Raw genomic sequence first — 15,067 nt, 5'->3', positions numbered from 1 at the left:
GCATGAAAGCAGCGGCAAAAACGCTAAAACCAAAACGTCAGGAAGAACAGGCCAACTTTGTGAGTTGGCGTTTTGCGTTGCTTTGCGGCTGCATTTTACTGGCGCTGGGGTTCCTGCTGGGACGCGTGGCGTGGTTGCAAATCATCGCCCCTGACATGCTGGTGCGCCAGGGCGACATGCGTTCTCTGCGCGTTCAGGAAGTGTCTACCTCTCGCGGCATGATCACCGACCGCTCTGGCCGTCCGCTGGCGGTGAGCGTGCCGGTAAAAGCCATTTGGGCAGACCCTAAAGAGCTGCACGACGCGGGGGGTATCACGCTTGATAACCGCTGGAAAGCGCTCTCCGATGCGCTGAAAATGCCGCTGGATCAGCTGGCGTCGCGCGTTAACGCTAACCCGAAAGGGCGTTTTATCTATCTGGCACGTCAGGTTAACCCTGACATGGCGGATTACATCAAAAAGCTCAAGCTGCCGGGTATTCACCTGCGTGAGGAGTCACGCCGCTATTATCCTTCCGGCGAAGTAACCGCTCACCTCATCGGCTTTACCAACGTCGATAGTCAGGGGATCGAGGGCGTCGAAAAAAGCTTTGATAAGTGGCTGACCGGCCAGCCGGGCGAGCGCATCGTGCGTAAAGACCGCTACGGTCGCGTCATTGAGGATATCTCTTCCACGGATAGCCAGGCCGCGCATAACCTGGCCCTGAGCATTGATGAACGTCTGCAGGCGCTGGTCTACCGCGAGCTGAACAACGCCGTGGCCTTTAACAAGGCGGAATCTGGCAGCGCCGTCCTGGTTGATGTCAACACGGGCGAAGTGCTGGCGATGGCCAGCAGCCCCTCTTACAACCCGAATAATTTCGCGGGCACCGCAAAAGATGCGATGCGTAACCGGTCGATTACTGACGTTTTCGAACCGGGTTCAACCGTAAAACCGATGGTGGTGATGACCGCGCTTCAGCGTGGCATTGTCAATGAAAGTACCGTTCTGAATACGATTCCTTACCGCATTAACGGCCATGAAATCAAAGACGTGGCCCGTTACAGCGAACTGACCCTCACCGGGGTCTTACAGAAGTCGAGTAACGTCGGTGTTTCAAAGCTGGCGTTAGCGATGCCGTCCTCAGCGTTAGTAGAGACTTACTCACGTTTTGGGCTGGGAAAAGCGACCAATTTGGGGTTGGTCGGAGAACGCAGTGGCTTATATCCTCAAAAACAACGGTGGTCTGACATAGAGAGGGCCACCTTCTCTTTCGGCTACGGGCTAATGGTAACCCCGTTACAGTTAGCGCGAGTCTACGCAACGATTGGCAGCTATGGCGTTTACCGTCCGCTGTCGATCACCAAAGTTGATCCACCGGTTCCGGGCGAGCGTATCTTCCCGGAATCCATCGTGCGTACCGTGGTGCATATGATGGAAAGCGTGGCGCTGCCTGGCGGCGGCGGCGTGAAGGCGGCGATCAAAGGTTATCGCATCGCCATTAAAACCGGTACGGCGAAAAAAGTGGGGCCAGATGGCCGCTACATCAATAAATACATTGCCTATACCGCAGGCGTTGCACCTGCCAGCAATCCGCGTTTTGCGCTGGTGGTGGTGATTAACGATCCGCAGGCGGGTAAATACTACGGTGGCGCCGTTTCCGCGCCTGTGTTCGGAGCCATCATGGGCGGCGTGTTGCGCACCATGAATATCGAACCGGATGCGCTGGCGACGGGCGAGAAAAGTGAATTTGTAATTAATCAAGGCGAGGGTACAGGTGGCAGATCGTAATTTGCGCGACCTTCTCGCTCCGTGGGTGCCAAACGCACCCGCGCGAGCGCTACGAGAGATGATTCTGGACAGCCGCGTTGCGGCTTCTGGCGATCTTTTTGTGGCTGTAGTAGGTCATCAGGCGGACGGGCGTCGTTATATCCCGCAGGCGATTGCGCAAGGTGTTGCTGCCGTTATTGCTGAGGCGAAAGATGAGGCAACCGACGGCGAAATCCGTGAAATGCACGGCGTGCCGGTTATCTACCTCAGCCAGCTGAATGAGCGTCTCTCCGCACTGGCAGGACGTTTTTATCATGAGCCCTCCGACCAGCTTCGTCTGGTGGGCGTTACGGGCACCAACGGAAAAACAACCACCACGCAGTTGATGGCGCAATGGGCTCAGCTGCTGGGTGAAACCGGCGCGGTAATGGGCACGGTCGGTAATGGCCTGCTGGGCAACGTTAGCCCGACGGAAAATACCACCGGCTCGGCGGTAGATGTGCAGCATGTGCTTGCCGGTCTGGCAGAGCAGGGGGCGAGCTTCGCCGCAATGGAGGTTTCCTCCCACGGGCTGGTGCAGCACCGCGTGGCTGCGCTGAAATTTGCCGCTTCCGTGTTCACCAACCTCAGCCGCGATCATCTTGATTATCACGGCGATATGGAGCATTACGAAGCCGCGAAATGGCTGCTCTATTCCACCCACCATCACGGCGAGGCTATCGTTAACGCCGATGATGAAGTCGGACGCCGCTGGCTGGCGAAGCTGCCGGACGCGGTTGCCGTATCGATGGAAGACCATATTAACCCGAACTGCCACGGCCGCTGGCTGAAAGCGGTTGAGGTGAAGTATCACGACCGCGGAGCGACTATTCGCGTTGCGTCGTCATGGGGCGAAGGCGAGATCGAAAGCCGCCTGATGGGCGCATTCAACGTCAGCAACCTGCTGCTGGCGCTGGCGACGCTGCTGGCGCTGGGCTACCCGATGGCGGAGCTGCTGAAAACGGCGGAGCGTCTGCAGCCGGTGTGTGGCCGTATGGAAGTGTTTAGCGCGCCGGGTAAACCGACCGTGGTCGTGGATTATGCCCACACCCCGGATGCGCTGGAAAAAGCGCTGGAAGCGGCACGTCTGCACTGCGCCGGTAAACTCTGGTGCGTGTTTGGCTGCGGCGGCGATCGTGACAAAGGCAAGCGCCCGCTGATGGGGGCGATTGCGGAACAGTTTGCAGACATTCCGGTGGTGACCGATGACAACCCGCGTACCGAAGAGCCGCGCACCATCATCAACGACATTCTGGCCGGTATGCTCGACGCTGGCCGCGCCCGCGTGGTGGAAGGCCGCGCGGAAGCCGTCACCAACGCCATTATGCAGGCGCAGGAGAACGACGTCGTTCTCCTGGCCGGTAAAGGGCATGAAGATTATCAGATTGTTGGCAACCGCCGTCTGGACTACTCCGACCGCGTAACGGCAGCACGTCTGCTGGGAGTTGTAGCATGATTAGCATTACGCTAAGCCAGGCCGCAGCCATCCTGAAGGGGACGCTGCAGGGCCAGGATCTGACCATTGACGACGTAACGACCGATACCCGCAAAGTGACCGCGGGTTGCCTGTTTGTGGCGCTGAAAGGCGAGCGTTTTGATGCGCACGATTTTGTCGATAGCGCTAAAGAGAACGGCGCAGGTGCGCTGCTGGTAAGCCGCAAGCTCGACATCGATCTGCCGCAGATTGTGGTGAAAGATACCCGCCTGGCGTTTGGCGAACTGGCGGCGTGGGTACGCCAGCAGGTTCCGGCTCGCGTTGTGGCGCTGACGGGATCGTCCGGCAAAACCTCGGTCAAAGAGATGACGGCAGCGATCCTCGGCCAGTGCGGAAACACGCTGTATACCGCAGGTAACCTCAACAATGACATCGGCGTGCCGATGACACTGCTGCGCCTGACTAAAGAACATGAATTTGCGGTCATTGAATTAGGGGCCAACCATCAGGGCGAAATCGCCTGGACGGTGAGCCTGACGCGCCCGGAAGCGGCGCTGGTGAATAATCTGGCGGCTGCGCACCTGGAAGGGTTCGGCTCGCTGGAAGGCGTGGCGAAAGCCAAAGGCGAAATCTACACCGGCCTGCCTGCTGACGGTATCGCCATTATGAATGCCGACAATAACGACTGGCTGAACTGGCAGAGCATCATTGGTTCGCGTAAGACCTGGCGCTTTTCCCCAAATGCTGCCAACAGCGATTTTACGGCAACCAATATCCATGTGACGTCGCACGGCACCGAGTTCACCCTCAACACCCCAACGGGTGGTGTGGATGTGCTGCTGCCGTTGCCGGGTCGCCATAACATCGCGAATGCGCTTGCGGCAGCGGCGTTATCGATGGCCGTGGGCGCGTCGCACGACGCTATCAAAACCGGGCTGGCGAATCTCAAAGCCGTGCCGGGGCGTCTGTTCCCCATCCCGCTGGCAGAAAACAAACTGCTGCTGGACGACTCCTACAATGCCAACGTCGGTTCTATGACCGCGGCTGTGCAAGTGCTGTCGGAAATGCCGGGCTATCGCGTCATGGTTGTCGGTGATATGGGTGAACTGGGCGATGAGAGCGAAGCCTGCCATATCCAGGTGGGCGAGGCGGCGAAAGCGGCGGGTCTGGATTGCGTGCTGAGCGCAGGAAAATTGAGTCAGGCGATTTCTCGGGCCAGCGGCGTTGGCGAGCATTTTGCGACCAAAGCCGAATTGATTGAACGCCTCAACGCGTTAATTGCAGAAAAACAAATTGTGACTGTGTTAGTGAAAGGTTCACGTAGTGCCGCCATGGAAGAGGTTGTGCACGCATTACAGGAGAACGGAACATGTTAGTTTGGCTGGCCGAGCATTTGGTCAAATATTATTCAGGCTTTAACGTCTTTTCCTATCTGACGTTTCGCGCCATCGTCAGCCTGCTGACTGCGCTGTTCATCTCCTTGTGGATGGGCCCGCGCATGATTGCCCGTCTGCAAAAACTCTCTTTCGGCCAGGTTGTGCGTAACGATGGCCCGGAATCTCACTTCAGCAAGCGCGGTACGCCGACCATGGGCGGGATTATGATCCTGACCGCTATTGTCGTGTCCGTACTGCTGTGGGCTTACCCGTCAAACCCTTACGTCTGGTGCGTGCTGACCGTGCTGGTCGGCTACGGGATTATTGGCTTTGTCGATGACTACCGTAAGGTGGTACGCAAAGATACCAAAGGCCTGATTGCCCGCTGGAAATATTTCTGGATGTCGGTGATTGCGCTGGGCGTCGCCTTCGCGCTGTATCTGGCAGGTAAAGATACCCCGGCTACCGAGCTGGTGGTGCCCTTCTTCAAAGACGTAATGCCGCAACTGGGGCTGTTCTACATCCTGTTGGCGTACTTCGTGATTGTTGGCACCGGTAACGCCGTCAACCTGACGGATGGTCTGGATGGCCTGGCGATTATGCCTACCGTTTTTGTCGCGGGTGGTTTTGCGCTGGTCGCCTGGGCGACAGGTAACATGAACTTTGCCAACTATCTGCACATTCCTTACCTGCGTCACGCCGGTGAACTGGTGATTGTTTGTACGGCGATCGTCGGGGCGGGGCTGGGCTTCCTGTGGTTCAACACCTATCCGGCGCAGGTCTTTATGGGCGACGTCGGTTCGCTGGCCCTGGGCGGCGCGCTCGGCATTATCGCCGTGCTGCTGCGTCAGGAGTTCCTGCTGGTGATCATGGGCGGCGTGTTTGTGGTGGAGACCCTGTCGGTCATTCTGCAGGTGGGTTCCTTCAAGCTGCGCGGACAGCGCATCTTCCGCATGGCACCGATTCACCACCACTATGAACTGAAAGGCTGGCCGGAGCCGCGCGTGATTGTGCGCTTCTGGATTATTTCGCTGATGCTGGTCCTGATTGGCCTGGCAACGCTGAAGGTACGTTAATCATGGCAGATTACCAGGGTAAAAAAGTCGTTATCATCGGGTTAGGCCTGACCGGCCTCTCCTGCGTGGACTTTTTCCTCGCGCGGGGTGTAACGCCGCGGGTGATGGATACGCGTGTTTCTCCGCCGGGTCTGGACACGCTGCCAGAGCAGGTTGAACGCCACCTTGGTGGTCTGAATGATGACTGGCTGCTGGCCGCCGATCTGATTGTTGCCAGCCCGGGTATGGCGCTGGCACACCCTTTGTTAAGCGCTGCTGCCGATGCCGGCGTTGAGATTGTCGGTGATATTGAACTGTTCTGCCGGGAAGCGCAGGCCCCCATCATTGCCATTACCGGTTCAAACGGCAAAAGCACCGTCACCACGCTGGTGGGCGAGATGGCAAAAGCCGCGGGCATGAACGTGGGCGTGGGCGGGAATATCGGCCTGCCGGCGCTAATGCTGCTGGATAAAGGCTGCGAGCTGTACGTGCTCGAACTCTCCAGCTTCCAGCTGGAAACCACCACCAGTTTGCATGCCGCCGCGGCGACGATCCTCAACGTGACCGAAGATCATATGGATCGCTATCCGTTTGGTTTGCAGCAGTACCGCGCGGCCAAGCTGCGCGTGTATGAAAATGCCAAAGTCTGCGTGGTCAACGCCGATGATGCGCTCACCATGCCGGTGCGCGGCGCGGACGATCGTTGTATCAGCTTTGGCATCACTATGGGCGATTATCACCTGAACCGTCAGTTGGGCGAAACCTGGCTGCGCGTGAAGGGTGAGAAAGTGCTGAACGTGAAAGAGATGAAACTGTCCGGCCAGCATAACTATACCAACGCCCTGGCGGCGCTGGCGCTGGCGGATGCGGTGGGGTTGCCGCGCTCTTCCAGCCTGCAGGCGCTGACCACTTATTCAGGTCTGGCACACCGTTTCCAGCTGGCGCTGGAGCACAACGGGGTGCGCTGGATCAACGACTCCAAAGCCACGAACGTCGGCAGTACCGAGGCCGCGCTGAATGGCCTGCACGTTGACGGCACGCTGCATCTGCTGCTGGGTGGCGATGGCAAATCAGCCGATTTCTCCTCGCTGAAGCAGTACCTCGCGGGCGATAACATCCGCCTGTACTGTTTCGGACGCGATGGCGGCGAGCTGGCGCAGCTGCGCCCCGAGATTGCCGAGCAAACAGAGACCATGGAGCAGGCGATGCGCCTGATTGCGCCGCGCGTTCAGCCTGGCGATATGGTGCTGCTTTCTCCTGCCTGCGCCAGCCTCGATCAATTCAAGAATTTTGAGCAGCGGGGCGATATCTTCACCCGCCTGGCGAAGGAGTTAGGCTGATGCGTTTCTCTCTCCCTCGCCTGAGAATGCCGCGTCTGCCGGGGTTTGGCATCCTGGTATGGCTTTTCGCGGCGCTAAAAGGCTGGGTCATGGCCTCCCGGGACAAAGATTCCGATAGCCTGGTGATGTACGACCGCATGCTGTTCTGGCTCACGCTGGGGCTGGCGGCGATCGGCTTTATCATGGTGACCTCGGCATCGATGCCTGTCGGGCAGCGTCTGGCTAACGATCCGTTCCTGTTTGCCAAGCGTGACGGCCTGTACATTATTCTGGCGTTCTGCCTGGCGATGATAACCCTGCGTCTGCCGATGGAGTTCTGGCAGCGCCACAGTACCGCGATGCTGATTGCCTCGATCATCATGCTGCTGATCGTGCTGGTTGTCGGCAGCTCCGTAAACGGGGCATCGCGCTGGATTGCTTTTGGTCCGCTGCGTATTCAGCCAGCAGAGTTCACCAAGCTCTCACTGTTCTGTTACCTGGCGAACTACCTGGTGCGTAAAGTTGACGAAGTGCGTAACAACCTTCGCGGCTTCTTAAAGCCGATGGGCGTGATTTTGGTTCTCGCCGTTCTGCTGCTGGCGCAGCCTGACCTCGGAACGGTGGTGGTGCTGTTCGTGACCACGCTGGCGATGCTGTTCCTGGCGGGTGCGAAGCTGTGGCAGTTTATCGCGATTATCGGCATGGGGATTTCCGCAGTGGTACTGCTGATCCTCGCTGAGCCATACCGTATTCGCCGTGTGACCTCGTTCTGGAACCCGTGGGAAGACCCGTTCGGCAGCGGCTACCAGCTGACGCAGTCGCTGATGGCATTTGGCCGCGGCGAAGTCTGGGGACAGGGCCTGGGCAACTCCGTTCAAAAACTGGAGTATTTACCTGAGGCGCACACCGACTTCATCTTCTCCATTATTGGGGAAGAACTGGGTTATATCGGTGTGGTATTGGCACTATTAATGGTATTCTTCGTCGCTTTCCGCGCCATGTCGATTGGCCGGAAAGCGCTGGAAATCGATCACCGCTTCTCAGGTTTTCTGGCCTGCTCAATTGGTATCTGGTTTAGCTTCCAGGCATTGGTTAACGTCGGGGCCGCAGCAGGTATGCTGCCGACCAAAGGTCTGACGTTGCCGTTAATCAGCTATGGTGGCTCCAGCCTGTTGATTATGTCGACGGCAATCATGTTCTTGTTACGTATTGATTATGAAACGCGTCTGGAAAAAGCCCAGGCGTTTACACGAGGTTCACGATGAATCAACCGAAGCGGTTAATGGTGATGGCAGGCGGTACGGGCGGGCATGTGTTCCCCGGACTTGCGGTTGCGCACCATTTAATGGATCAGGGCTGGCAGGTACGCTGGCTGGGAACCGCAGACCGCATGGAAGCCGACCTGGTACCGAAGCACGGTATTGAGATCGACTTTATTCGTATTTCTGGCCTGCGCGGAAAAGGTATCAAGGCGCAGTTGCTGGCACCGGTGCGGATCTTCAACGCCTGGCGTCAGGCCCGCGCCATTATGAAACGCTTTAAACCCGACGTCGTGCTGGGCATGGGCGGTTATGTCTCGGGTCCTGGCGGGCTGGCGGCATGGTCGCTGGGCATTCCTGTCGTTCTGCACGAGCAGAACGGCATCGCCGGGCTGACCAACAAATGGCTGGCGAAAATCGCCACCAAGGTGATGCAGGCCTTCCCGGGTGCATTTCCAAAAGCGGACGTTGTGGGCAACCCGGTGCGCGTGGACGTGCTGGCGCTGCCGCTGCCTGATGCTCGCCTGACGGGCCGTGAAGGGCCGGTGCGTGTGCTGGTCGTCGGCGGCTCTCAGGGCGCGCGTATTTTAAACCAGACGATGCCGCAGGCGGCCGCAAAGCTGGGTGATGCCGTGACGATCTGGCATCAAAGCGGAAAAGGCGCTCAGCAGATGGTAGAGCAGCTGTACGCAGAGCACGGCCAGCCGCAGCATAAAGTGACGGAGTTTATCGATGACATGGCCGCAGCCTACGCCTGGGCCGATGTCGTGGTGTGTCGCTCTGGCGCACTGACGGTGAGCGAAATCGCCGCCGCCGGTTTACCCGCGCTATTTGTGCCGTTCCAGCACAAAGACCGACAGCAGTACTGGAATGCGCTGCCGCTTGAGAAAGCCGGAGCAGCCAAAATTTTTGAGCAGCCACAATTTACCGCCGATGCGGTCGCCACCACCCTGGCGGGCTGGGACAGAGACGCATTGCTGAAGATGGCCGAACGCGCGCGCGCGACCGCCATCCCGGATGCGACGGAACGGGTAGCAAAAGAAGTGAGCCTGGCAGCCCAGGCTTAACCCTCGCAGCGCGTGTTGCGCTGCACGAATTTTTTAAAGTAGTCGATGGCGTTTAGAGAATGAATACACAACAACTGGCAAAACTGCGTTCAATCGTGCCCGAGATGCGTCGCGTCCGGCACATTCACTTTGTTGGCATCGGTGGTGCTGGCATGGGCGGTATTGCCGAAGTGTTGGCGAACGAAGGTTATCAGATCAGTGGTTCCGATCTGGCGCCAAACCCGGTCACCCAGCAGCTGGCGTCGCTTGGGGCGACTATCTATTTTAACCATCGCCCGGAAAACGTCAGCGATGCGAGCGTGGTTGTTGTCTCCAGCGCCATCTCTTCAGATAACCCGGAAATCGTTGCCGCGCACGAAGCGCGCATTCCGGTGATCCGCCGTGCTGAAATGCTAGCGGAGCTGATGCGTTTTCGTCATGGCATTGCGGTTGCCGGTACGCACGGAAAAACCACGACCACGGCGATGGTTTCAAGCATCTACGCAGAAGCGGGCCTGGATCCGACGTTTGTTAACGGTGGCCTGGTCAAAGCGGCGGGCGTGCATGCGCGTCTGGGCCACAGCCGGTACCTGATTGCGGAAGCGGATGAAAGCGATGCGTCGTTCCTGCATCTGCAGCCGATGGTGGCGATTGTCACCAATATCGAAGCCGACCATATGGATACCTACCAGGGCGACTTCGAAAATTTAAAACAGACCTTTATTAATTTCCTGCACAATCTGCCGTTTTATGGTCGTGCGGTGATGTGCGTTGACGACCCGGTGATCCGCGAGCTGCTGCCGCGTGTTGGTCGCCAAATCACTACCTACGGTTTTAGCGAAGACGCTGACGTGCGGGTGGAAGAGTACAAACAGTCTGGCGCGCAGGGGCATTTCACGCTTGCCCGTCAGGATAAAGAATTGCTGCACGTTACCCTTAATGCGCCAGGACGCCATAATGCCCTGAACGCCGCGGCGGCAGTAGCCGTTGCGACGGAAGAGGGTATTGATGACGAGGCGATCCTGCGCGCGCTGGAGAGCTTCCAGGGAACAGGTCGTCGCTTTGACTTCCTCGGTGAGTTCCCGCTGGATGCCGTAAACGGTAAATCCGGGAGCGCCATGCTGGTGGACGACTACGGTCACCATCCGACCGAAGTCGATGCCACGATCAAAGCCGCGCGTGCTGGCTGGCCGGACAAAAACCTGGTGATGATTTTCCAGCCGCACCGCTTTACGCGCACCCGCGATCTGTATGACGACTTCGCCAACGTATTGTCTCAGGTCGATACGCTGCTCATGCTGGATGTATATTCAGCAGGTGAAACTCCGATTCCGGGTGCAGACAGCCGTTCTTTGTGTCGTACCATTCGTGGACGCGGTAAAGTGGATCCTATTTTGGTTCCAGAGCCCGCTCAGGTGGCTGAAATTCTGGCACCAGTACTGACCGGTAACGATTTGATTCTGATTCAGGGTGCGGGAAATATCGGCAAAATCGCCCGTACCTTAGCCGAAATCAAACTGAAGCCGCAAACTCACGAGGACGAGCGTCATGGCTGATAAGATTGCGGTCCTGTTTGGCGGGACATCCGCTGAACGCGATGTTTCCCTGAACTCAGGCGCTGCCGTACTGGCGGGCCTGCGTGAAGGCGGCGTGGATGCGCACCCGGTCGATCCTAAAGACGTGGATGTGACGCAGCTGAAAGCGATGGGCTTTGATAAGGTCTTTATCGCGCTGCACGGCCGCGGCGGTGAAGACGGCACCCTGCAAGGGCTGCTGGATCTCATCGGCCTGCCGTACACCGGCAGCGGCGTAATGGCCTCGGCGATCTCAATGGATAAACTGCGCAGCAAACTGCTGTGGCAGGGCGCGGGTTTACCCGTTGCGCCATGGGTTGCCCTGACGCGTCGCGAATATGAAATGGGCCTTAACGATAGCGTTAATGGACGCATTGCGGCGCTGGGGTTACCGGTTATTGTTAAGCCGAGCCGTGAAGGGTCGAGCGTTGGTATGTCGAAAGTCGATAAAGCGGGTGATTTACCCGCCGCGTTAGCACTGGCATTTCAACATGATGAAGAAGTTTTAATCGAAAAATGGCTTAGCGGGCCAGAATATACCGTGGCGATGCTCGGTGAAGAAATTTTACCGTCAATTCGCATCCAACCCGCTGGCGTCTTCTATGATTATGAGGCGAAGTATCTCTCTGATGAGACGCAATATTTTTGCCCATCAGGTTTAGAAGATCAACGTGAGGCTGATTTACGCGCTCTGGTGCTTAAAGCCTGGACTGTTTTAGGCTGCCGGGGATGGGGAAGAATTGACGTGATGCTCGACGGTGACGGGCAATTTTATCTGCTGGAAGCGAATACCTCGCCGGGTATGACCAGCCACAGCCTTGTGCCGATGGCGGCGCGTCAGGCGGGCATGAGCTTCTCCAAGCTTGTTGTACGCATACTGGACCAGGCGGGCTGATATGTCTCAGGCTGCATTGAACACGCGCAACCGCGACGAAGAAGAAGAATACACGTCTTCGCGCCGGAGTAATGGAACGCGTCTTGCAGGGATCCTTTTCCTGCTGGGGGTGCTGTGCACCGTGTTTATCAGCGGCTGGATGGTGCTGGGGTGGATGGAAGATGCGCAGCGGTTACCGCTCTCGAAGCTGGTGGTGACCGGTGAGCGTCATTACACGCGTAACGATGACATTCGCCAGTCGATCCTGGCGCTGGGCTCGCCCGGCACCTTTATGACTCAGGATGTGAATATCATTCAGAGTCAGATTGAACGTCTGCCGTGGATAAAACAGGCGAGCGTCAGAAAGCAATGGCCTGATGAATTGAAGATTCATCTGGTTGAATATGTGCCCATTGCGCGTTGGAATGATCAGCACATGGTAGACGTGGATGGAAATTCCTTCAGCGTGCCGAGCGATCGTGTCAGCAAGCAAAATTTACCGATGTTGTATGGCCCGGAAGGTAGCGAAAACGAAGTGTTGCAGGGTTTTCGTGATATGGGCCAGGTGCTGGCTAAGGACCGCTTTACGTTAAAAGAGGCAGCGATGACGGCGCGCCGCTCATGGCAGTTGACGTTAACGAACGGCATTAAGCTTAACCTTGGTCGCGGCGACACAATGAAACGTCTGGCGCGTTTTGTAGAACTTTACCCGGTTTTACAACAGCAGGCGCAGACGGACGGCAAACGGATAAGCTACGTTGATTTGCGCTATGACTCAGGCGCAGCAGTCGGTTGGGAGCCGGCTCCGGTCGAGGAACCTAATCAGCAACAGAATCAGGCACAGGTACAGGCAAAACAACAATGATCAAGGCGACGGACAGAAAACTGGTAGTTGGACTGGAGATTGGCACCGCAAAGGTTGCCGCTTTAGTAGGGGAAGTTCTGCCCGACGGTATGGTCAATATCATTGGCGTGGGCAGTTGCCCGTCCAGGGGTATGGACAAAGGTGGGGTAAACGACCTTGAGTCGGTGGTGAAATGCGTTCAGCGCGCCATCGACCAGGCTGAACTGATGGCCGATTGCCAGATTTCTTCTGTCTATCTGGCCCTGTCTGGCAAGCACATCAGCTGCCAGAACGAAATTGGTATGGTGCCGATTTCAGAAGAAGAAGTGACGCAGGAAGACGTTGAAAACGTTGTGCATACGGCGAAGTCCGTGCGCGTGCGCGATGAGCATCGCGTGTTGCATGTGATCCCACAGGAATATGCGATCGACTATCAGGAAGGGATCAAGAATCCGGTCGGTCTTTCCGGCGTGCGTATGCAGGCAAAAGTGCACCTGATCACATGTCACAACGATATGGCGAAGAACATTGTAAAAGCCGTTGAACGTTGTGGTCTGAAAGTTGACCAACTTATTTTCGCCGGTCTGGCCGCAAGCTATTCTGTGCTGACCGAAGATGAACGTGAACTGGGCGTCTGTGTGGTCGATATTGGTGGTGGTACAATGGACATGGCCGTCTATACCGGCGGTGCGTTGCGCCACACCAAAGTGATCCCGTACGCAGGGAACGTTGTGACCAGCGATATTGCTTACGCTTTTGGTACGCCACCGAGTGATGCAGAAGCGATTAAAGTGCGCCACGGTTGTGCACTGGGCTCTATCGTAGGTAAAGATGAGAGCGTTGAAGTACCGAGCGTAGGCGGTCGTCCGCCGCGCAGCCTTCAGCGCCAGACGTTGGCAGAGGTGATTGAGCCGCGCTATACCGAGCTGCTCAACCTGGTTAACGAAGAGATTTTGCAGTTGCAGGAGCAGCTTCGCCAGCAGGGTGTGAAACACCATCTCGCGGCGGGGATTGTATTAACCGGCGGGGCAGCGCAAATTGAAGGTCTTGCGGCCTGCGCTCAGCGCGTGTTCCATACGCAGGTGCGTATTGGTGCGCCGCTGAATATCACCGGGTTAACGGATTATGCTCAGGAGCCGTATTATTCAACGGCCGTGGGCCTGCTGCACTACGGGAAAGAATCCCATCTGAGTGGTGAAGCAGAAGTGGAAAAACGTGTATCAGTGGGGTCGTGGGTCAAACGACTGAACAACTGGTTGCGAAAAGAGTTTTAATTTTTTTAAGAGACCGGAGAGAATTAGCGGTCTCGGGCGACAGGCACAACGGAGAGAGAAATTATGTTTGAACCTATGGAACTGACCAACGACGCGGTGATTAAAGTCATCGGCGTCGGCGGCGGCGGCGGTAACGCCGTAGAGCATATGGTGCGCGAGCGCATTGAAGGTGTTGAATTTTTCGCAGTCAACACCGATGCACAGGCACTGCGTAAGACGGCCGTAGGCCAGACGATTCAGATCGGTGGTGGCATCACCAAAGGTCTGGGTGCAGGGGCTAACCCTGAAGTCGGTCGTAACGCTGCTGAAGAAGATCGTGAAGCCCTGCGTGCCGCGCTGGACGGTGCAGACATGGTCTTCATCGCAGCGGGCATGGGCGGCGGTACCGGCACCGGTGCAGCGCCTGTTGTGGCGGAAGTGGCTAAAGATTTAGGTATTCTGACCGTTGCCGTCGTGACCAAGCCTTTCAACTTTGAAGGCAAGAAGCGTATGGCTTTCGCGGAGCAGGGTATCACCGAGCTGTCCAAGCACGTGGATTCTCTGATTACTATCCCGAACGACAAGCTGTTGAAAGTTCTGGGTCGCGGTATCTCCCTGCTTGACGCTTTTGGCGCAGCAAACGACGTGCTGAAAGGCGCAGTCCAGGGTATCGCTGAACTGATTACCCGTCCTGGCCTGATGAACGTTGACTTTGCAGACGTTCGCACCGTGATGTCCGAAATGGGCTACGCGATGATGGGCTCTGGCGTGGCAAGCGGTGAAGACCGTGCGGAAGAAGCAGCTGAAATGGCGATCTCTTCTCCACTGCTGGAAGATATCGATCTGTCCGGCGCGCGCGGCGTACTGGTCAACATTACCGCTGGCTTTGACCTGCGTCTGGATGAGTTCGAAACCGTGGGTAACACCATCCGTGCGTTCGCGTCCGACAACGCAACCGTGGTTATCGGTACATCCCTTGACCCGGAAATGAACGACGAGCTGCGCGTAACGGTTGTTGCCACCGGTATCGGTATGGACAAGCGTCCTGAGATCACCCTGGTGACTAACAAACAGACTCAGCAGCCGGTAATGGATCGTTACCAGCAGCACGGTATGGCTCCGCTGACGCAGGAGCAAAAACCAGCCGCGAAAGTGGTTAACGATAACACGCCACAAACCGCGAAAGAGCCAGATTATCTGGACATCCCGGCGTTCCTGCGTAAGCAAGCTGACTAAGAATTGGCT

12 protein-coding genes are annotated in these 15,067 nt (G+C 57.1%); all 12 read left to right on the top strand.

What is annotated here, in order from left to right:
* The first annotated feature begins 2 nt into the window (after positions 1-2).
* On the top strand, positions 3-1,769 hold the full coding sequence (locus tag ACWKX3_RS12600) for a peptidoglycan glycosyltransferase FtsI (RefSeq protein WP_006173859.1): 1,767 nt from the start codon (positions 3-5) through the stop codon (positions 1,767-1,769).
* Positions 1,756-3,243: a UDP-N-acetylmuramoyl-L-alanyl-D-glutamate--2,6-diaminopimelate ligase gene (gene murE, locus ACWKX3_RS12595; RefSeq protein WP_137849587.1), complete on the top strand. Its 1,488-nt coding sequence runs from the start codon at positions 1,756-1,758 to the stop codon at positions 3,241-3,243. The genes ACWKX3_RS12600 and murE overlap by 14 nt, the downstream gene beginning before the upstream one ends.
* Complete coding sequence (gene murF / locus ACWKX3_RS12590; protein ID WP_454541895.1) at positions 3,240-4,598, top strand: UDP-N-acetylmuramoyl-tripeptide--D-alanyl-D-alanine ligase; 1,359 nt, start codon at positions 3,240-3,242, stop codon at positions 4,596-4,598. Before murE ends, murF begins: the two co-directional genes overlap by 4 nt.
* Complete coding sequence (gene mraY, locus ACWKX3_RS12585; protein ID WP_003856353.1) at positions 4,592-5,674, top strand: phospho-N-acetylmuramoyl-pentapeptide-transferase; 1,083 nt, start codon at positions 4,592-4,594, stop codon at positions 5,672-5,674. The genes murF and mraY overlap by 7 nt, the downstream gene beginning before the upstream one ends.
* 2 nt (positions 5,675-5,676) lie before the next feature.
* On the top strand, positions 5,677-6,993 hold the full coding sequence (murD, locus tag ACWKX3_RS12580) for a UDP-N-acetylmuramoyl-L-alanine--D-glutamate ligase (protein ID WP_454541894.1): 1,317 nt from the start codon (positions 5,677-5,679) through the stop codon (positions 6,991-6,993).
* Positions 6,993-8,237, top strand: coding sequence for a cell division protein FtsW (ftsW, locus tag ACWKX3_RS12575; RefSeq protein WP_102891427.1), 1,245 nt, complete (start codon positions 6,993-6,995; stop codon positions 8,235-8,237). Before murD ends, ftsW begins: the two co-directional genes overlap by 1 nt.
* Complete coding sequence (gene murG, locus ACWKX3_RS12570; protein ID WP_058609678.1) at positions 8,234-9,298, top strand: undecaprenyldiphospho-muramoylpentapeptide beta-N-acetylglucosaminyltransferase; 1,065 nt, start codon at positions 8,234-8,236, stop codon at positions 9,296-9,298. Before ftsW ends, murG begins: the two co-directional genes overlap by 4 nt.
* A 59-nt stretch (positions 9,299-9,357) precedes the next feature.
* Positions 9,358-10,833, top strand: a complete 1,476-nt coding sequence (gene murC / locus ACWKX3_RS12565; protein WP_088208867.1) for a UDP-N-acetylmuramate--L-alanine ligase — start codon at positions 9,358-9,360, stop codon at positions 10,831-10,833.
* The gene (locus ACWKX3_RS12560) at positions 10,826-11,746 is read left to right on the top strand and encodes a D-alanine--D-alanine ligase (RefSeq protein WP_454541893.1); all 921 of its coding nucleotides are present in this window, start codon (positions 10,826-10,828) and stop codon (positions 11,744-11,746) included. The genes murC and ACWKX3_RS12560 overlap by 8 nt, the downstream gene beginning before the upstream one ends.
* 1 nt (position 11,747) lies before the next feature.
* Positions 11,748-12,590 carry a cell division protein FtsQ gene (gene ftsQ, locus ACWKX3_RS12555; protein ID WP_006173847.1) on the top strand — a complete coding sequence of 281 codons (843 nt, stop codon included), beginning with the start codon at positions 11,748-11,750 and terminating at the stop codon, positions 12,588-12,590.
* Positions 12,587-13,843: a cell division protein FtsA gene (ftsA, locus tag ACWKX3_RS12550; protein WP_006173845.1), complete on the top strand. Its 1,257-nt coding sequence runs from the start codon at positions 12,587-12,589 to the stop codon at positions 13,841-13,843. Before ftsQ ends, ftsA begins: the two co-directional genes overlap by 4 nt.
* Positions 13,844-13,906: 63 nt before the next feature.
* A complete protein-coding gene (gene ftsZ / locus ACWKX3_RS12545) occupies positions 13,907-15,058 on the top strand; it encodes a cell division protein FtsZ (protein ID WP_006173842.1) in 1,152 nt (383 codons plus the stop codon).
* The last annotated feature ends 9 nt before the right edge of the window (positions 15,059-15,067 follow it).

The sequence above is a fragment of the Enterobacter sp. UPMP2052 genome, from assembly GCF_053709675.1.
This window is presented reverse-complemented; position numbering and strand designations above follow the sequence as displayed.